General features: G+C 58.5%; 14 protein-coding genes. 7 read left to right on the top strand and 7 right to left on the bottom strand.

The genetic code is table 11. From position 1 onward, the window contains the following. Nucleotides 1-30: 30 nt before the first annotated feature. The 5 genes from asnB to BM171_RS09500 all read right to left on the bottom strand — a co-directional run bounded on the left by asnB (nucleotide 31) and on the right by BM171_RS09500 (nucleotide 5,491). Nucleotides 31-1,542, bottom strand: coding sequence for an asparagine synthase (glutamine-hydrolyzing) (gene asnB / locus BM171_RS09520; protein ID WP_093011063.1), 1,512 nt, complete (start codon nucleotides 1,540-1,542; stop codon nucleotides 31-33). A gap of 12 nt (nucleotides 1,543-1,554) precedes the next feature. Next, nucleotides 1,555-2,670 carry a glycosyltransferase gene (locus BM171_RS09515; RefSeq protein ID WP_217646692.1) on the bottom strand — a complete coding sequence of 372 codons (1,116 nt, stop codon included), beginning with the start codon at nucleotides 2,668-2,670 and terminating at the stop codon, nucleotides 1,555-1,557. 121 nt (nucleotides 2,671-2,791) lie between these two features. Further along, entirely contained in the window at nucleotides 2,792-4,141 is a 1,350-nt protein-coding gene (locus BM171_RS09510; RefSeq protein WP_093011057.1) for a UDP-glucose dehydrogenase family protein, read from the bottom strand. A gap of 34 nt (nucleotides 4,142-4,175) precedes the next feature. Further along, on the bottom strand, nucleotides 4,176-4,862 hold the full coding sequence (locus BM171_RS09505; protein ID WP_093011054.1) for a PIG-L deacetylase family protein: 687 nt from the start codon (nucleotides 4,860-4,862) through the stop codon (nucleotides 4,176-4,178). Further along, nucleotides 4,859-5,491 (bottom strand): sugar transferase, encoded by a 633-nt coding sequence (locus tag BM171_RS09500; protein WP_093011051.1) that lies wholly within the window; start codon nucleotides 5,489-5,491, stop codon nucleotides 4,859-4,861. The genes BM171_RS09505 and BM171_RS09500 overlap by 4 nt, the downstream gene beginning before the upstream one ends. Nucleotides 5,492-6,135: 644 nt before the next feature. On the opposite strand from BM171_RS09500, the gene BM171_RS09495 reads away from it, so the two are divergent. The 5 genes from BM171_RS09495 (at nucleotide 6,136) to BM171_RS09475 (ending at nucleotide 13,804) form a co-directional block, all read left to right on the top strand. After that, entirely contained in the window at nucleotides 6,136-7,326 is a 1,191-nt protein-coding gene (locus tag BM171_RS09495; RefSeq protein WP_093011048.1) for a glycosyltransferase family 4 protein, read from the top strand. A 1-nt stretch (nucleotide 7,327) separates the two neighbouring features. Next, on the top strand, nucleotides 7,328-8,668 hold the full coding sequence (locus BM171_RS09490) for a lipopolysaccharide biosynthesis protein (protein WP_093011045.1): 1,341 nt from the start codon (nucleotides 7,328-7,330) through the stop codon (nucleotides 8,666-8,668). A 589-nt stretch (nucleotides 8,669-9,257) separates the two neighbouring features. Next, a complete protein-coding gene (locus BM171_RS09485; RefSeq protein WP_175497525.1) occupies nucleotides 9,258-11,222 on the top strand; it encodes a GumC family protein in 1,965 nt (654 codons plus the stop codon). Nucleotides 11,223-11,324: 102 nt separating this feature from the next. Further along, nucleotides 11,325-12,584 (top strand): O-antigen ligase family protein, encoded by a 1,260-nt coding sequence (locus tag BM171_RS09480; RefSeq protein ID WP_093011039.1) that lies wholly within the window; start codon nucleotides 11,325-11,327, stop codon nucleotides 12,582-12,584. Next, nucleotides 12,584-13,804, top strand: a complete 1,221-nt coding sequence (locus BM171_RS09475; RefSeq protein ID WP_175497524.1) for a glycosyltransferase family 4 protein — start codon at nucleotides 12,584-12,586, stop codon at nucleotides 13,802-13,804. The genes BM171_RS09480 and BM171_RS09475 overlap by 1 nt, the downstream gene beginning before the upstream one ends. A 141-nt stretch (nucleotides 13,805-13,945) precedes the next feature. Here the strand turns inward: BM171_RS09475 and BM171_RS09470 are convergent, their stop codons facing one another. Beyond that, nucleotides 13,946-15,157 (bottom strand): polysaccharide pyruvyl transferase family protein, encoded by a 1,212-nt coding sequence (locus BM171_RS09470; protein ID WP_093011033.1) that lies wholly within the window; start codon nucleotides 15,155-15,157, stop codon nucleotides 13,946-13,948. 740 nt (nucleotides 15,158-15,897) lie between these two features. On the opposite strand from BM171_RS09470, the gene BM171_RS09465 reads away from it, so the two are divergent. Continuing rightward, nucleotides 15,898-17,043, top strand: coding sequence for a nitroreductase family protein (locus BM171_RS09465; protein ID WP_093011030.1), 1,146 nt, complete (start codon nucleotides 15,898-15,900; stop codon nucleotides 17,041-17,043). Between the two features lie 277 nt (nucleotides 17,044-17,320). Here BM171_RS09465 and BM171_RS09460 read toward each other — a convergent pair whose 3' ends face one another. Continuing rightward, nucleotides 17,321-18,160, bottom strand: a complete 840-nt coding sequence (locus tag BM171_RS09460; protein ID WP_093011027.1) for a sulfotransferase family protein — start codon at nucleotides 18,158-18,160, stop codon at nucleotides 17,321-17,323. A gap of 780 nt (nucleotides 18,161-18,940) precedes the next feature. On the opposite strand from BM171_RS09460, the gene BM171_RS09455 reads away from it, so the two are divergent. Continuing rightward, nucleotides 18,941-19,555, top strand: coding sequence for a response regulator transcription factor (locus BM171_RS09455; RefSeq protein WP_093011024.1), 615 nt, complete (start codon nucleotides 18,941-18,943; stop codon nucleotides 19,553-19,555). The last annotated feature ends 196 nt before the right edge of the window (nucleotides 19,556-19,751 follow it).

Here is a 19,751-nt window from a genome sequence, read left to right as displayed (position 1 = left end):
GTCACCAGAAAGGGCAAAGGTGGCCGACTTTTACGCCGCCCGCAGCAGGCTCATCCCGCCGCTCCCGTGGCCGACTTTTCCACCGCCGTTCTCACCCAATCGTGCCTCGGGGACCAGATCGTGGTCCGACCACATCGTGAAGGACTGACCATAGCGCGCCCGGAACGAGGGTTCAGCGGCAATACGTGTCAGCTTCTTCAGCCTGTCCGTGCTGATCTGTTTTCCGACGCGGGCAGGCAACACTCCGCGGGCCATCGAAATGGCAGTATCGAGACGTGCCGAGGGCACACCGTTGGCCGCTTGAAAAAACGCTCTGGGCAGAAAACGCGAATACCGCTCGAAGGTATCGGCGGCCCAGTACCGCTGATACCCACCGAACGACTCGTCTCCACCGTCACCCGACAGGGCAACCGTGACATCCGAGCGGATCAGTCGCGAGATCAGCAGCGTAGGAAGCTGTGACGGGTCCGCAAACGGTTCATCGAAAACCACCGGCATGTCCGATACCAGCGCCAATGCGTCTGCCGCTGAGGCGGTCAGCTCATGATGAGCGGTTCCCAGATGCTTGGCGATATGGGCGGCCGCATCGGCCTCGTTGATCGCGTCGTCGTCGAAGCGGACGGTGTAGGTCGACACGCGATGGCTTGCCTGTTCCTGCATCAGCGCCACGATCAGGCTGGAATCTATTCCGCCCGAAAGGAACGCACCCACCGGAACATCCGACACGAGCCGTTCCGCGGTTGCTTGCGACAGAACCTCATCGACACGCTCAATGGCTTGCGCTGCATCTGTGCAGGGATCGGCCCTCCCCTTCGCGATGACCTCTTCGAGAGACCAGTACGGGCGGGCGCAAGATAAAATGTCGGCTGGATCGGAAACGGAAGCCTCCACGGGGATGGTCGCCCAATGACCCGCTGGAAATTTCACGACGCCTTCGTAGATCGAGCGAGGTGCCGGCACATAGCCGTACCGGAGATAGAGAGCGACCGATCGGCGGTCGGGCGTAAGGTCGGAAAAATCGGGGTGCGCGCGTATCGCCTTAAGCTCCGAGGCAAAGGCGGTCGTTCGGCCTCGGCATCCGATGTAGAGGGGCTTCTTGCCGAGCCTGTCCCGCGCAAAAATCATCGAATTCGTCGCGCGATCGAAAACCGCGAAGGCAAACATCCCGGTCGCGCGCTGCAGCGTCGGTTCGATACCCCATCTCTCGATACCGTTCAGAAGAACCTCGGTATCGGAGCTCCCCCGAAAGATCACGTCTTCCGCCGCCAGCGCGTCGCGCATGCCGCCGAAGCCGTAGATCTCTCCGTTATAGACCATCTCGAAGCGGCCGCTGGCCGAGCGCATCGGCTGCGCGCCGGCTTCGGACAAATCGATGATCGCCAACCTGCGGTGGCCGAGCGCCACGCGGCCGCCGGGATCGACGAAGTGACCATCGGCGTCGGGGCCGCGATGGCTAAGGGTTTCGGTCATGCGCGCAAGGATCGCCTTGGCGTTGGACGACTCACTGGGCGCGGAAGTGATGAAACCGGCTATCCCGCACATTGAACCGACTCCCTAGCACCGATGCCAGACCGGCGTTTCAAGCCTGTCTGCATCCAGAACGGATTGATAACGCGCGGCGATTGCTGCCAGCTCGTAGTTTTCGCGGATTTGCCGTGCTGCGCGCCGCGAGAGTTCGGCATAAGCTGCGGGCTCGAAGCCGCACATCCTTGCCATTGCCTCGGCGACGGCCCGGTCATCTCCGGGGGGCACCGCTTCGCCCGTATTCCCTACGATGGTCGCCGCGTCTCCGACATTCGTTGTCACCACAGGTATTCCGTAGGACATGGCCTCCGCGACGACGTTGGGAAAGCCCTCTGTCCGTGAGGACAGAACCAAGACATCGATCGCTCTGTAAAACGGGTCCATATCGGTCAGCGGCCCCAGCAGCTCGATGCTCTGAGGATCCAGATCGGCAGCTCGTATTTGCTGCGCGAGTTCTTGGTTTTCGCAAGTCATGCCGTGCCCGGCTGCCACGAATTTCGCATCCGGCACGCGACCAAGCAGGCGCGCTGCCGCCCGCAAGAACGTCGGGTGATCCTTTTGCGCATGGTGGCGCGCAGCGATTCCGAACACGCGCGGCACGCGGGCCTTGTGATTGGGGTGCGCGGGCATCTCGATGCCATTCGGGATCACGACCGCAATGTCGTTGTGAAAGCCGGCCTTTCCGTGCTGGACCAGTGCGCGCCGGGAATTGTAGATGATCCCATCGCAGAACCGCGAGAAGACCGACGCCGCTCGGACCGTAAGACGAAGCGTTCGTCCGAACGCCTGCGGATCGTCGAGCGATTGCCGGATCGTCCAGTAGACGCGGGGCCGAGGGCCGAAAAGGAACCCTGCGAGCAGACCCAGCAAAGCGGCATGATACATCCAGCAAAGGATCGCTTCGGGACGCTCGCGCCGCAGGATGCGGGCAAGCGTCCACAGCCCGTTCGGCACACGGGAAAGTCCCGTCATCCCGAGCGGATAGTAGCGGATATCGTGACCGCCGGCCCTCTTTCTGGCGTCGTCGGAGACCCCCCTGAGCGACACGACGACAGGATCGGGATCCAAGCCTTGCCGCAAGAGGCGCGCAAGCATCACCTGAGCGCCTTCCATCCGCGAGAAATCCGTTATGATGTGGAAAGACACATTCAATCCATTCGATGTCTGAGGGCCTGCAATGTACCGGCATGCAGGCCGCCGGTCTTCAGGCGCAACAACGCGATTCTCTGAAAGTCACGCTCTGTGACGCTCTGCGCGTTCAAGGTTGTCATTCCGCGGCCAGAACAATCGCGTCATCGCGTTGGCCATAGCCTGGACGCCCGACGCCGACGATCCGATCAAAGCCGGCGGCGCGCAGGGCGTCGATCGGGTAGACGTTGCGCAGATCGGCAAAGCGACGCGTGCGCATGCCTCCAGCCAGCCTTGGCAGATCCAGCGCGCGGAAAGCGTTCCATTCGGTCAGTAGCACAACGGCATCCGCATCCGCTGCGGCAGCATAGGCATCGTCCTCCCACGTGACAGAGGGCAGCAGCGCGGCGCCTTCGACGCGTCCCTTGGGATCGACGACGCGGACATGCGCTCCCGCCCCGATCAGCGCGGGAACGATTGTCAGGGCGGGGGCTTCGCGCATATCGTCCGTGCCTGGCTTGAAGGTCACGCCCAAGACCGCGATGGTCTTGTTCGCCACGCTGTCGTCGCACAGTTCGAAGATCTTCTCGACCGCGCGCCGCTTTGCCGTCTCGTTGGAGCCGATGACAGCTTCCACGATCTGCAGCGGTATTCCGACTTCCTGCGCGGTGCGAGCCAGGGCGCGCGTATCCTTTGGGAAGCACGATCCGCCATAGCCCGGTCCGGCATGGAGGAATTTTGGACCGATGCGTCCGTCCAGGCCGATCCCTCGGGAGACTTCGCGCACGTCGGCGCCGATCCGTTCGCACAGGGCCGCGATCTCGTTGATGAAGGTGATCTTCGTCGCGAGAAACGCATTGGCCGCGTACTTGATCATCTCCGCAGACTCGAGATCGGTCTCGACGATGGGAAAGGATCTCAGGAAAAGCGGGCGATAGATGTCCCGCATGACACCTGCCGCGCGCTCGGACTTGCAGCCGAAAACGACCCGATCAGGTTTCATGAAGTCCTCGATGGCTGCCCCCTCGCGCAGAAACTCCGGGTTCGACACGATGTCGAACGACAGATCCGGGGCGGTGGCTGCGATTTCTGCGGCGACGCGCGCATTGGTTCCGACGGGGACCGTGGATTTGACGACGATGACCAGACCGTCGTGAGCAAGACGCGCCACATCCCGCGCCGCGGCCATCACGTAGGACAGATCCGCCTGCCCGTCTCCGCGGCGGGACGGCGTGCCGACCGCGATGAACGCCGCATCTGCGCCTTCCAGCGCTTCGGCCAGGTCCGTTGTGAAGCGCAGCCGGCCCGCCTCGGCGTTGCGGACCATGAGTTGGTCGAGCCCGGGCTCGTAGATGGGCACCTGCCCGGCGCGCAACCGGTCAATCTTTGCCGCGTCGGTATCGACGCATGTCACTGTATGCCCGAAATCCGACAGGCAGACGCCGGAGACGAGGCCGACATATCCGGTTCCAATCATCGCGATACGCATAAGTTCAATCCTTTGTTAGGTTCTCAAAATACGTTCAATAGCATTGCCGGACTGCCACGAAGCCTTCCGCGGCCTTCCGGTGGACGGTGGCGCCGCGCAAGGTCGCCAGCGCGCGCAGCGCGTCGATAGAGCGTTCCGCGGGGCTCGCACGGACCTGGCTGGCGAAGGCCGCGAAAGCATCGAGCTTGGTCTGAAGGGTATCGCCGATATCGACGAACGTGTTCGGCGTGAAGGGCGGCGTCAGATAAGGCGCGTTCCAGTTGGTTTCAGACAAGGTTTCATAGACGTAGATGGCCTCAGGATATTCCTGCTGCGCCGGTCTGGAGGCGACCATGGCGGACAGGAACACCAGCTGATGGTCGAGATGGATGTCGCCTGGGTGCGGCAAGAACAGAACCTGCGCGCCGATGCGGCCGACAAGGTCCGCAAGGCTGCGATTGAGCGCACCGTGCGGCTCCGTATCCAGTTCTGCCGCCGCGTGGTCCAGCCAGTGCGTCTGATGAATGCCAAGGATGTCGTGGGCGGCCGCGGCCTCTGCCTTGACCGTCTCGACCTGATCCCGACCGAACCGCTCGGCGCGGCCGCGCGTCGCGATGCACACGTGGACTTCGCGTCCTTTTTCAGTCAGCCGCGCAATCGTGCCGCCGACGCCCAGAACCTCATCGTCAGGATGCGGAGCGATCACCAGGACCGGGCCAGTATGGGCAGTCTCGAAGATCATGGCCGGCCCGGCGAGAGGCTGGGGGGTGGCGCCTCGACAGCGCGTCTGCGCAGAACGTCGGCGGCGACACGGATCCGGGCCTCGGCCCTGGCCTCTCCGCGCAAAAGAGTGACGACCGTCAGCCCTAGGATGGCCATATCCAAAGCGGCGCTGCGATGATCCACGTACCACAGATCGAGCGCGACCTTCTCGGCATCCGTCAGGCGGCTGTTGCCACTGACCTGTGCCCAGCCAGTCATGCCCGGGCGGACACGTCCTCGGAGAACGGCATCGGTACCGAATGCGCGCAACGTTTCGGGCAGTAATGGCCGCGGCCCCACGAGGGCGAGATCGCCGCGCAGGATCGCCAGCAGCTGCGGGATCTCGTCGACCCGGAACCGGCGGATCACACGGCCGATGGCGTTGGTACGCGCCTCGTCCGGCAAGAGGGCGTCGCTTTCATCGCGGTCCTCGTTCATCGAGCGGAATTTCAAGATGACGATCCGGCGACCGCCTTGTCCCGATCGGACCTGCCGGAAAAAGATCGGGCGGCCGAGCCCCGCCCAGACAAGCAAAGCGACAAGGCAGCCGAGAGGCAGAGCCACGACCGACAAGGCAAGTGTCAGAAATATCTCAAGCAATCTCGGCATCGGATCTCCGCATGCGGTCGATCCGAAGCTACCGGCGGTGCCGAATGGAACAATTGGCCGTCTCGGTAGAAGACTAGCCCTTTCGGTCCGGGTCGGTGCCAAACGAAGCACGCTCCGGGATGGAGCGATCATCGCGGTCCGGCGGCTCAACATCGAAACGACGCGAAAACAGGCAGCCAACCTGGCAGAGGTGGCGCGCAAAAGTGGATTAGTCGGGTCGGCTCGGGCCACGCTTTGAGGGCAATCCTCACCCGAAGGGAGTAAAGCCCGATACTCATCGGTTAAACCCGTGTCGGAAGTTGAATTGATTTAGGGCGCGCTACACCGGACTCTCGCCATACTTGTGAGCGTCTGGCCCGCGTCTGGCCCGTGCCGGGACTTACGCAGGGCCATCGTGCGGCCAGTATCAAGGCGATACCAAGGAAGAACCGCGTGACGCATAACCTTGTTCTTGTCGATCTGTCCCGGGCCGTGCGCGCGCACTTCCAACCGAGAATTGCAGCGAGCCTCACGCAAATTTCGGCTTATCAGTCTGAAGTTGGAGCTTGCACGCCACGCCGCATGCCCGTTCAGCAAACATTGGACGAGACAAACGTCGTCTCGCCCATGCTCGGTCCGAGTCCTGCAAAGAAGATGTCGGCACGATGAGGTCGGTTACGTCCCGAGCCAAGTCCATCGCGCTGATCAGCAGCTACGCGCAGAGCCTGGTGCGTTTCCGGCTCGACCTCATCCGGGCGATGATCGCCGAAGGACATTCCGTTACGGCCTTTGCACCTGAAGACGACGACCAGGTTCGGCGGATCCTCGCACGCGAAGGATGCGCCTTCGAAGTTGTCGAGATGGCACGGACGGGCACCAATCCATTTGCCGACGTCTCACTTCTCATTCGTTTGTTCACCAAATTACGTCAGCTGCGCCCGGATGTCGTCATCAGCTACACGATGAAACCCGTCATCTACGGCGGCATCGCCGCACGTTTGCTGCGTATCCCGGAACGGTACGCGCTCATGACGGGCCTCGGCCACGTCTTCGCCGACCCCGAACCGCGCGGCAAGGCCAGGATCCTGCGCGGCTTGTCCACCTGGCTCTATCGTCGCGGGCTCAGGGGCGTGAACCGTGTCTTTGTCTACAACGGCGCGGACGAGGCCGAGATCCGCCAACTTCGGATGATCGATCGGCACACATCGCTGATCCGGGTGGCAGGGACAGGCGTGAACCTAGATCGGTTCGCTCAGAGTCCCCTGCCCGAGGGTGCGCCCCGTTTCCTGCTGATTGCGCGGCTGTTGGCCGCCAAGGGGGTCCGGGAATACGTTGAGGCAGCGAGACGGCTGAGGGAGGACTGGCCTGAGGCGCAATTTCGGATCGTGGGACCGCTGGATCCTAATCCGAACGGTATCGGGCCCGAAGAAGTCGCAACTTGGCGGCAATCGGGCGCGGTCGAGTATTGCGGCGAGACCAGCGATGTTCGCCCTTTCCTCGACGCGGCGTCGGTCTTTGTCCTTCCTTCCTATTACCGCGAGGGCGTTCCCCGCTCGATCCTCGAGGCGATGTCAAAGGGCCGGCCAGTGATCACCACGAATTTGCCGGGCTGTGGCGATACCATCGAAGAGGGTGTGTCGGGCTATTTTGTGCCACCGCGCGATACGGATGCGCTGACGGACCGGATGCGGCGTTTTCTGGACGCTCCCGAGAGCGTAGCGTCAATGGGCAGGCAGGCGCGGAAGCGGGCGGAGCAGGCCTTCGACATACACGCGGTGAACGCGCACCTGATCGCCGAGATGGGTCTTTCGCGGGTTCATCGAAACCGGGCGCCGCGCGCCTCGAAGGTCGCCTGAGATGAGCGGTATCGCAAGAAGCGTCCGGCGGTTGGTCCACTTCGACGACGTGATCTCCCGCATCATGCGCAACACCGGCATCCTTGTGGTCAGCTCCACGACGATCGGGGTTCTGGGGGTGATCACCCTGGCGGTCACGGCACGCGCGCTTGGTCCCGCCGGGGTGGGAATCCTCGCGTTGGTGGAGGCCTATATTCGTTCGGTGGACCTGATCGTCAGATGGCCGCCGACACAAGCCGTCATCAAATACGCAGCGCGGATGCTCGAAGCCGACGATCGTGAAGCCTTTTCGCGCCTCGTGAAATTGTCCATCGTCATCGACCTTGTCGGCGGTTGTCTGTCAGGTGTTATCGCCATCCTGTTGGGATACTGGGCCTCCACATGGTTCGATCTTGGCGGTGACGGCTATCGCTATATCCTTCTGGCCGCAGCATCGCTGTTCTTCTCGTTCCGGCCGACTGGCATCGCCATATTGCGGATGTTCGACAGGTTCGACCTCCTTGCGATAAGCGATACCGGCATCGCGATCGGACGGCTTGTCGTGGCGCTTATCGCGCTGGCCCTCGATCTCGGCATCTGGGCGTTCGTCACACTTCTGTTCCTGCAGGGCGTGGCGGATGGGCTGGTGGTTTTTTTTCTATCCCTTCGAGAGATGCGTCGACGCGGATACCCGCGGCTCCGCTCCGGATCGGTGCGGCAGGCCCTGGCCGAGAATCCGCGGTTCATCGGCTTCCTGTTCAACACCAATGCCAGCCAAGTCCTGCGTCAAGCGGTGACCCGCTTCGACGTCCTCGCCCTCGGCCTGTTCGTCAGCCCGACCATCGTCGGCTTCTATCAGGTCGCGAAGCGCTCCGGGAAAGCGGTGCAGCGTTTTGGCCGGACCTTGACGCAGGTGCTGTTCCCCGAACTCGCCAGGATGTGGGTACGCGGAGAACGCGCCCAGTTCGACAAACTGATCTGGTTCATCACGCGGACGACGCTGGCGATCGTCGCGATCGTGTTCGTACCGCTCGCTTTGCTCATTCCCTTCATCGTTCGGACCTTGTTCGGCGTCGAGTTTCTGGATGCCGTGCCCATTGTGCAGCTGCAACTGGTGGCAATCGTGATCAACCTCGCCGGCGTTTCCTTCCTCCCTGCCCTTCTGAGCATGGGCCTGGACCGCGAACTGATGATACTCGCCATCCTCGTGACCATCGGCTTTGCCGCGGCTTTCGCCCCGGCAGTTTTGCTCGCCGGTGCGCTTGGTGCGATGGGCTGTCATGTGCTCTTCAGCGTGTTCTGGTTTTGCGGCTGCATGTGGCTCTTCTTCCGGCAAGCCCGGAAAGAACGGGCCGCAGCATGAGGCGGGTGGATGGGGTCTTGTCCGGGCTCGCCACCGGCCTGTCACCGGAAACCGCCGGATCGGTACCTGCCCCGCGACAATGCCTTTCCTGCGATCACGACGACCGCTCGAGCCTAGATACCCCTCGAGGTCATCCACCCGAAAGATACAAATTCCCGCCCGCCCGGCACGAGCGTCTAGCCCTGATGAAGGGGGAGGCTATCCGAAAGGTCGGTTCTCAGGTCTTCTGCTTTCGGGCTATCGTGCTTTGGGTTCAGATATTGTCTGCCGATTTTATCCAAATGTTTTCCGTGGTGATGCTACAAACCAAAGGAGCTTTTCCGGGATTCATGCAACGCATCGACACCTCTTTGGCGAGCGTTGACCTTCCGTGTTCTCGCCCGTTCGATCGTCCATTCCCGTGCATTCGCGGTGCGAAGGCCGTTCGGGTTTTGAATACAGCTTTTCATTTTGCCGTGCCGGCCGCCGAACCCGGCGGTCGAGATGCACGCGCCACACGATTGACGAGGTGGCCGGCGACCCGATCCCGTCAGCGGTCCTGCGCGGCCGACCGTAGCAGATGTTTGACCATCGGACTGGAGATCTGCGGATGACCGCGCAGGAAAGCTTCACACCCATGATGATCGAGTCGTCGCAATCGTTCGATGAACGGATAGGCGTTGCGGAGTTGTTGGTCATCCTTCGGCGTCAAGCAAAGATCGCCGTTTTCATTGTTTTGGCCGTCATGTCTGCCGCACTTTATTACCTGAGCACGGTGGAGGAACGCTTTGTCACTCGCGCCATGCTCGTGCTGACGCAGCAAGAAACGCGCATAGACCGAGCCTTGGCACAGCTTGAATCATTCGACTTGTCGCGCTCGATCGTCGAGACAGAATTAGATGTTCTGAGATCTCGCGAATTCGCAGCAAGTCTCGCAGAGCGTCTGTCGCTCGATGACGAGCCGGCTTTCGCACGGGCTGCCGATGCTCCGCCAATCTCAGAGGCGGAGCGGCAGGCCGTGCTGATCGACAAGCTTCTGGCAAGCTATTCGGTGTCCCGCTCGGGTGAAAGTCTGGCTATCGAGATTGTCGCAGAGACTGCGGACCCCGAGCTTACGGCCGCCATCGCCAATGGCGTCGCGGAAACATACATCCAGCGCACGACGTCGGAACGGCGATCCGAGATCCAGCGGTCCGTCACGTTTCTCGAGGCCCGCGTCGAAGAGATGTCCGCCGATGTCGGTGCGATGGAGATGAAGATTGCCGACTTTGTGCGTGAAAACAATCTCGATGACCCGACCCGCCTGAATCGGCTCGTCGCAGAACAGATGCAGTTGACGACACTGCTTACGACAATTGCAGGCGACCCGGGCCGATCCGCGGAAGTTCGGCGTAGCGAGGCCGATTTGGCCGAGGCCGAGGACCGCCTGCGAAGACATACATCTGCAAGCTTGTCTCTCGGCGGCATGGAGCGCGCTCTGGAGCTCGAGCAAACCCGCTATCAGCAAGCGATCTCCCGTCTTTACGAGCTCGAAACCCAACTCGACTTCGTGCCGCGCTCGGCGCGGCACGTGACCGAGGCTCGCGTTCCCGTTGAACCAGACTGGCCAAATACGAAGGTTGCGTTGGCACTGAGCTTCCTAGCGGCGGTTATCCTTGCCTTCGTGGCATCGCTGCTCTTCGAGGCTTTGAATCGGCGTGTCTGGTCAGAAATGGACATCAAGCGGCTTACTGGCCTGACGAATGTCGGCTCGGTTGCGCGCATCCCGCGCCGAGGCATCATGCGGCGCAAACCGACGCCGTTGCAGTTCCTGTCGACCGATCCACGGTCGGTCTTTAACGAAGGTCTGCGCGGAATTTTGACATTGTGGCTGAACGTCTATCGCACAAGCCGCTCGAAAGTAATCATGGTCACGTCGAGCCTTCCCAATGAAGGCAAATCCACCGTTGCACTTTCATTGGCGGGCTCTGCTGCGCGGGATGGCTTGCGCGTTCTTGTCTTGGACCTAGACGTTCACGACCAAGGCGTCACGGAGCTTGCCGGTGATAAACAAGCGTCGATGTCGCTTCAGTGGATGGTCGATAAAATCGACAAAATCGACAAAGAGGAGGACCCGCCCGAGCTTGGAGAACCGCCTATCATGAAGCACGCCTCTGAGGAGCACTCGGAGGTCGGCGCCGATGAACAGCCTCGACGGTTGGCGGAGGGTCTCGATCTTGTCACCGTCGGCGCTCAGGGCCGCCTAAATCCTCATCTTCTCATGGAGGTGAAAGCCAAGCTTTTTCCGCATTTGCGGACGCAGTACGATTTGATCGTCATAGACACGCCGCCCGTCCTGGTCCTAAACGATGCATGTCGGTTCGGCTCGCTTGCCGACGCAGTTCTGGTCGTGGTTCGCTGGGGCCGCACGAAATCCGACGAATTGCGTGAAACGCATGCCAGGCTGAACAGGAGCGGCGCCCATGTCTTCGGCACCATCCTGAATGACGTGGATCCACGCAAGCAGCTTCGTTACCAGACCGGCGGCTATCTCGGAAGTTCTGCTTATGGGAAGAATTTGCCAGGCAAGGCTTAGCCGGAAGATTCCGCACGCGCGGATCTCTCGGACGGTGGCGGCATTGTCGCTCCGCGACGCTGATGCGTCCGTACCGACGGCCCAGAAACATGGTGGAGCCTGATGACCGGCGTGTCTATTCCCGTGCAGGGCGCCAATCGCAGCCCGGGACGCACTCGGACGATCGACGCTCTGCGGAGCCTCGATGCGAAGCTGGCGGCGTTGGCAGTTTTCCTGTCGCCAATGAACTACTTCCGGCTCGATCAGGTGTATCTGACACTCGCGGACCTTGCCGCCTGCGCAACGCTCTTCGTGATGCTGTTGCGAGGGCGCCTGCCTAGGGCACCTTTTGGCATTGTCACTTCGCTCTGGCTGGCAGGCGTCCTGGCGTTGGCGGCCGGGCTGACGTTTGGCTCGATCATCAACGGCGACATGAGTTCGCTGATGGTGATCCTGTCGCAATACGTCTTCACGCTCGTCGTTCTGGTCTACATTTTGGCTGGCCGACCCTATCCCGAAACCGTCGCACTGATGAAGGTGCTGGTCCTCTCTATCACGGTGATCATGGTCTTCGGCGCATACGTCGTGCATTTCGTCCCCAATCCGGACCCGCGCTTCGTATCCGGCAGCGGACGTTTGCGTTCGCTGGTCGAGCGTACGAACGAGGCTGCGGCTCTTGGAGCGATAGGCATTGTTATGGTTCTCAATCTCGCGCTCCTAAGGGAAATCCGCGGGAGTATCGCGGCCTTTTGCCTTCCGGTCCTGCTTTACGGGATCACACTGACAGGGTCCAATACCGGCCTGATCCTCACGACCTTCGGCATTCTCGTAACCGTCATATTCAGTGGTTCGGCAAAATTTCTTTTCGGAGCAGCCGCGGCGGTCGCGGCGGTCGTGGTCACGACCATCTTTGCAGGCGACATCATTCTGCCCGATGTGTTCCGCGAGCGCGTCCTGAATGCACTTACTTCCGGCGACGTAAATCAGGCCGGCACATTCGAAGATCGATATTACCTGATCCGAGAGGCCCTTCACGTCGCCCGCGACACGCTGGTGGTCGGGCTCGGTGCGGATCAGTATCGAACGGTAAGCGCACACAGCACCCCGGTTCACAACTCCTATCTGTTGCTTCTCACAGAGGGAGGATTACTCGCTCTTATCGGATTGCTCCTGTTGCTCCTGACGGGAGTCAGTGTCGCATGGCTGGCCGTTTTTACCGCGAATGCGCGGACGCAAGGCTTGATCGCATTGACGATCACGCTGATCTACGCGTTCACCCTGAACACCTTTACGCACTTCTACGCGCGCTTCTGGGCAGTTCCCCTCATTTTGGCGCTCGCGTTGGCAGCCGCGTCTTTGGACAAGCGACAAAGGAGTCGATAATGGATCAGCAAGACTGCATCCGTGTGCTGTTTCCCTATCAGGATGGTGATGCGATCGGGGGCAGCCATACGTCTTCGCTTACTCTCGCAGCCGGGCTCGACCGCCGAGAGTTTTCGCCGCTCGTGCTTCTGCATGGGGCCCCGGGAGTGCTGGGTGACATGGTGGCCGAGATGGACTTGCCAATCCTTCGCATGGAACGGCCGGCTGTCATGGCCGGTCGCCTGATGCGGAACGCAGACAATGCGTCATTGCCAAGCTATCTGATACGCTCGTTGCCCGCGTTGGTGCGACTGCTGCGGAAAGAGCGGATCGATATCGTTCATACCAATGACGGCGGGATGCACGCGAGCTGGGCGCTACCTGCAAAACTCGCCGGAGCGCGTTTCATCTGGCACCATCGCCAGGCCCCGGACGCCAGGGGCGTGAATCTCGTCGCGCCAATTTTCGCAGATCATATCTTTTCTGTCTCGGAGTTCTCACGACCTTCAAAGCCAGTTCTTGATATCTCGAAGCGCTTCGAAGTGGTCCGCAGCCCGTTCACGTTGTCATCAGACGTGCCTGATCGCCAGGCTGCGCGCCAAACGCTCCTGCAAGAGATTGGCGCGGAAGAGAATGCCTGTCTGATCGGATATTTCGGATCGTTGATCTCGCGCAAGCGACCCGAACATTTCGTTCGCGTCGTGGACGCAGTGCGGAAGATGATCCCGGATCGGCCAGTGCACGGCCTCATATTCGGGAAAGATCAGGTCGAAGGGCTCGGGATTGAGGCTGAGTGCCGAAAGCTCGTCGACACGCTGGGGATGACCGGATGTCTGCATCTGATGGGACATAGGACACCGGTCGATCCGCTGATCGCGGGTGTGGACGTGCTGGCAGTCACCGCCCTGGATGAGCCCTTCGGCCGGACCTTGATCGAAGCGATGCATGTCGGAACGCCGGTGGTCGCGACGCAACACGGCGGAAACATCGAAGCGATCCAGGATGGGCAGACCGGTTTTCTGGTTGATCCGACTGAGCCCGCGGCCTTCGTGCCGGCGATCCGCACTATTTTGGACGAACCAGAAACACGTCGCCGGATCACGTCGGCGGCGAAGGGGTTCGCCCGCGCCCTGACGGTCGAGGCGCATGTCTCGAAGGTCTCTTCAGTCTACCGGTCGCTTGTCAGACCGACCGGTGACGGGAAGCGTAGAGTCGCGTATATCGGAAGCGGTGCGCCCTGATCGCTCATGCTTCGGCATGTATCGGGAACGCTGATTCTCAGCACATCGGCGGCCGCTTACCGCAAGTCGGGAAATTGGTGCGTAGACCCGTCGTCACCCCGGCGAGCGAAGCAAATGCCCTGTTGCCAAATTTGTGAGAGCCTAAAGGGCTTGCGTCGCTTCCAGGATGACCGAACTGCCCTGAACCTTGTCCAACCGCTCGCCGATGCGCCGAGACTCCGTTCCGCAATTAGCGCTCATCTTGTCGATCTTCTTGAGCATTTGATCGACATCCACTTCTCGTATATCGAAGACATATTCTTCCTGCCCAAAATGTTCCGCAAGATCTATATATTTTGTAGCCCAGCCAAGAATGACCGCGGGAACACTGCTGCGATACCCGAAGATAATGGAGTGGTAGCGAGATGCGACGATGAACTTGAAACGAGATATTATGTCGATCAATTCCGGGCTTGAGTACTCGCCTGAAATAATCTTGATACTTTCTTTTCCTTGAACACCGCGAAGAACACTCTCAACCAGATGTGTGTCCGCCCCGGAGGTGTTGAGAATGTAGACCTTTTCCCCATTCTTAACAAGTCGCTCCATTATATTTCTGTACAGATCCAACGATGATTGGGAATCACCTATCCGAAGCACGTTTTCATTGATAATGAGACCGACGGAGTTTCGCTCCGGATACTCGATTTCATCGGCTCGGGTCGTGGCATAGATATCATTCGCTTTTGGGAAGGCCTTTTCCCGAATGACCATATCAGCGGATAACTCGACGTTTGTCAGCCCGAGAGATGTAAGGCATTCATAGCCTTCCTTCTCTCGAGCATATATCTTGGTGCAATAACTCAGCTCTTTCTTGACTTCGTCGAGGAACGCAGCGTCATCGCTCTCGCCCCAATCAAAAGGACCGAAGCTCTGGGGCATCAATATGATCTTCTTTTTGTACTTCTTGGCCAACCGCACGGTCTCCAGCAGCCGCCGCCCCCCGCCCTTGGGCCAACCGGAACCAAGAGTGTACCCGCTCGCGTCAAAAATCGCATGCGCTTCGCGAAGGGCCTCGTCCATCTCGACAAGCTTCCCGTTCCATTTGTCTTTCTTTCGGATTCTGGAAGCCAGAAGCGTTGCGGTCGACGCCAGAACCGGAACCTTCTGCAAGCCGAGCTTCAGGGCGGGCCGTGTGAAGTCGTCATGCGGGAGAAGGGTGAAGCTGTATATTTCCGGACAATCATATTTATTTGCGAAACCCAGAACCTCGCAATCTCCATAAATCAATTTCAAATGATGCCTGAGCGTGAAGAACATGGCCTGAGACCCCTTGTTCTTCATCTGAACACCAGTCACGATGAATTTTTTCATAGTCAATCATCAACGGATAGAGAGACCGCTGCCCCAATGTGTTCGGAAATAAGTATTTTCGATCATGCTGGATTGATACGTGCTACCCACAAATTACCTGGAAAATGCCCCCAGCCACAGCTTTGTAGTACATTGAAACAGGCCTCTAATCCGCTAGCTGAAAGTGAGACAGTACGTGACACGCAAGGCGCGCAACTTTCCGACAAAGGTATCATTGCCAAAACGAGTTATCTGATAAAAGCCTTATGTAAAAGGTATACATCCGTCAATTTACTACTTCAGAAGTTTTAAAAACTGCGTCTCCGCATAAGGATAGTGAGCGTTCCGGCTGCCTTATGGCTGATTTAGGCACACCCAACCGGTCCAATCAGCCAAATGATACATTTCTGACCAAAGGAGGTAGTACCACACCCACCAAGGTCAGCCCCTTACCGGAAGTTCGATTGCGTCTCACAACAGCTCACCGGATTATTTCATAGCGCGACATATTTGGGAATAAATTATTGACGTGTGAAACTCTGCTGACCCATTTGAACGCGTACCTGTCAGTTGCAGTTGCTCTTACTTTTGGCCACCGGGAGGTACTCACACGCGAACAGGCTCATTTATATCCGCCTGAGCCGCGTCTGATCCCTCTCGGCGCGGGTCCTTGATCGGCCAATGGACAAACAAGGCATTTGCAAACCCGAAAGGCCTGGGGGCCCCTAACCGACAAGTAGTTCCACGAAGGATATCTCAGAATGAAAACCCTCGCTAAGACCTTCTTACCGGATACGCAGGTCGATCGTCTTCGGGATGCGCGCCTGCTTCTGAGAGAGTCGAAGGCTGCCAGAATTGTGACCTCTGCGCAGACGGGCGCTCTGCGGTTTGCCTCTCTGACGAAGTCATTCGCGTCGGTCTATTATTCACTCCTGTCAGGGCAATTCCGACGCGAGGAGCGGGCCGTCCTGGCCGGCCTCGCGAAATACCATGCGGAGCTTCAGGACGATGATGCCAATGTCTTCTTGATGCGCCGGAATGTGCACCGGCTCGAAAAGGGTCTGCTTATGCGGCCCCGTCGGCCAGTCTTTGCAAAGGACTACATTCTCGAGACCGTCAACGTCTATCGCAAGATCGTTTCAGAACCGGCGCGCTCTCAGGAAAGTTCCGCCGAGTCGCTCCGGTGGGGGTACGACGTTCTGAGCGAATATTTCGCTGTCACTGCAGCTGACCCCGTGATCGATCATGCCCGCGACGTATTCGAAAAATGTCCTCCTGCACCGGGTGCCGGGTCAAACGTAAAGCGGATTCCATACCAACGCGCGCTGGAGGAACAGCCGGTCACATATGAGCAGCTCGAGCAGCTGTCTCTTAAGCGCCGCTCCGTAAGATGGTTCGAGCAGAAGCCCGTCCCCCGCGATCTGCTGGACAAGGCGTTCCATATCGCCAACCTGTCGCCGAGTGCGTGCAACCGTCAGCCTTTCCGGTTCCTCGTCTTCGATGATCCTGAAATGGTCCAAGAGGTTGCGTCGCTGCCCGGTGGCACGATCGGCTGGAAACACAACATCCCGGCGATGGTCGTTGTTCTGGGCTCGCTGGATGCATTTTACAGCGAGAAAGATCGTCATGTCATATATATCGACGGTTCGCTTGCATCGATGTCGTTTTCATACGCACTTGAAACTTTGGGCCTCAGCTCGTGTATCTGCAATTGGCCGGACATCGAAGCACACGAGGCGCGCGCGCAAAAGGTTTTGGGACTCCAACCCTATGAGCGACCGATATTCTTCATGGCAGTCGGATATCCTGATCCTGACGCGATGGTCGCCTATTCGCAGAAACGCCCGCTGGACGTCATGCGTCAGTATAATACCGAAATCGCGTCGAGCGAACGCGCATCGGCATAGCTCGCGTCGTCGCGCCATCTTTGCGGCTCAAAACCGGGCATCGGTGATCCGTGAATGCCGGAGGAGTAGAGCAACCGGCCGCTAGCCCTTGCGGTCCGGTATGTGCATGAGCTCGCGAAGATAGTGACTTTCCCTGTGCTTCAGATTACGGCGAAATCGCAACTTCGACTGCAGGCGCAAAACGTCAGAAATTCATCCCGCGATGGGCCATATCCGAGATGAGAAAATTAGGTTCGATGACCTGAAGGTATTTTTCTTGGGTCGGATGCCATCAAATCTACGAGGTCGCGTCGACCGACAAATACCAGTGTTCCAGCGATCTGCCACTGATCTTTTCTAGCGCCAAGATGGACGGCTCATAATAATCAAAGAGCCGGCGCCTTAGATCATCGCTGAGCGGCGGATATTGCTGTTCGCGGGCGATCAAGCCATGCACGGCCTTGAATGCCGCAGTTCTGCGACAGGGTCGAACGATCGGTTTCATCCATTCGAGTCGTTTACGTATCTTCGGAGGAATGTATGGATCGGTCTTGTCTTTTGCTTTCGCTCGAGCGGCCGGAGCAAGCCCCCATGCAGGCAGACCCAAATGAGACCGCACTTGAGCGATCTGATTTTCAGGATCGGCAGCCACACCTTCGTAGAACAGGACCAGCAGCCGATCTCTGCCGAAGAGTTCCAAATACGCCTCGAGATGCGTTGCAAACTGACCGAGTATCAGCAGCCTTTGGTCACCCGCGACAGCGGGCTCAAGATAGGACTCGATATCCGGCCCGACCTCACCGCGGCGGTAAAGCATGCAGTAGTGTGAGTACGCACGTTCGACCGGGTTGCGAAGCTGTACGATCAGTTTCACATGAGGCATGCGATCGTGAATGAGTTTCGCAGCACCAGGCGTGTAGAGATATGAGTTTGATTTCTCACCGATGAGCCGGTCGCGCATCTGATAGTTAAACTGTGACAGATACCAGGCGTCCCCAAGGTTGAGGTTTCGCGAAAAATAATGTAGCTCCGGGTCTGGCATGTAGACCGCCGGATCCGACTGAAGTTGGATTTGCAACCAAGTCGTTGCAGACTTGCCAGATCCGATAATCAGGAAATCGATATCCGCGAATTGCATTTAATACCACTCTATCCTTTGAGGCCTTAGGGCGCGGTTGGTGGGCTGCAGTCCCTCTGTAATGTGCAACAGCGTTGATGCATGGCAGTTCGGGATCCTTCGGCACGCAGATCGCCTCTGGTTTGTTGTTCGATCGACAACCTAAGGTGAAAGCTACGGCCAATAAGCCTGTTTCCAAATATACCATAAGGCTAGCGGGTACCCCTGTCGGGGCGTAGGCTTCGCTCAATGTCACGCTACCGAGGCTGACCGTATGCGACCGACTGCGATCATGCGTGGGTGATTGGCGGTAGATGCAGGCCCCTTCGCTCCAAGGTCGCACGCGAATGTTCGCAGCCACACGCCGAGGATTGACCAAGCTCGAAATTTTACGAAGCCTTTTCAACCCCTTGCCACTATCACAGCAGATTGTCGTCGGCTTTCGAACGCCTCTAACCAGACACGTATGGCTAGAGGGGTGACACAGAGCGAATCGATTCGTAAGTTTCACCCTCTCAAAGCCCACCAAAACACAAGTGAAAAATGAAAGTTTCTTCAACCATTAGTTGCTTGCGTCATCAGCGAATGTTTAAATCGTTAATATTTAATAAGTTTTCTCGGGGGAGCGGACCTCCGAAACATGCAATCTCGCCCTAGCAAAAATTCACCAGGTCAACCAATTTTGTGGTAAGATACTTCTTGTTCCCGAAAAACTATTCTTAGGACTGATATTCACTCGAAGGGAGCAACGATAGATTTTTTGATACTTAGGGCTTAAGCTAATACCGGGAAGGTTGAGCAATGTTTAAGGTCGGCGTATGCAGTTCTAGCATATTCTTCAGAGGTGCGATCAAAGGTTTGCTGCCAAATCATGATCTCATGGAGTTTGAGACGATACATGATTCTCGGCGTGCGGCAGCAGCGTATCGATGCGTGCAGATAATCGTTCATGAGAATGATCTTTTGAGCGAAACGGGCGACGAATCCAAATTCAGTGATGAAAACCTACGCATTATTGTAATCTCTCCGAGGTTCAACCAAGCGAACCTGGCGAGGCTCATCGATCGGGGCATCAGGGGATACCAGCTTGAAACCGTATCGTCATCGGTTCTCCAAGCCACGCTACAACTTGTAGCGCTGGATGAAATCGCCCTGCCCTCGGTTCTTGCCGAGCATCTTGCCGGCATCCCGCGAGATGTGGCCTATGTGCCCCTGTCGGCCAAAGAACTCGTCGTCATGCGTTGTCTGGCAAAGGGCTACGGAAACAAGGAGATCTCTCGATCGGTTGGCATCGCCGAAGCCACTACGAAGGTTCACGTCAAGGCGATAATGCGTAAACTTGGTGTATCCAACCGAACCCAGGCCGCTGTCTGGGCGGTGCGGAACGGCCTCGATCAAGCCTCTTTCCACGCGTGACGCTCAGACCAATTTAACGCTTTAGGGTCGCTGTAAGCCGCGACCCTTTTTTTATACACCAGATCAGGTAAACAATTAATCATTTTGAATTAGATCAAGGCTTATTGATTAATTTTCGCCCTCTTTCAGCTCGAGGCGGGGCATATGTCTAACCCCCTTTTGAGCACTTTCCCGCCGAAGCCGGGCACAGTTAACC

The sequence above is a fragment of the Roseivivax halotolerans genome, assembly GCF_900115815.1.
GTDB lineage: Bacteria > Pseudomonadota > Alphaproteobacteria > Rhodobacterales > Rhodobacteraceae > Roseivivax > Roseivivax halotolerans.
Note: the sequence above shows the minus strand (reverse complement) of the source record. Positions and strands in the feature narration are given on the sequence as shown.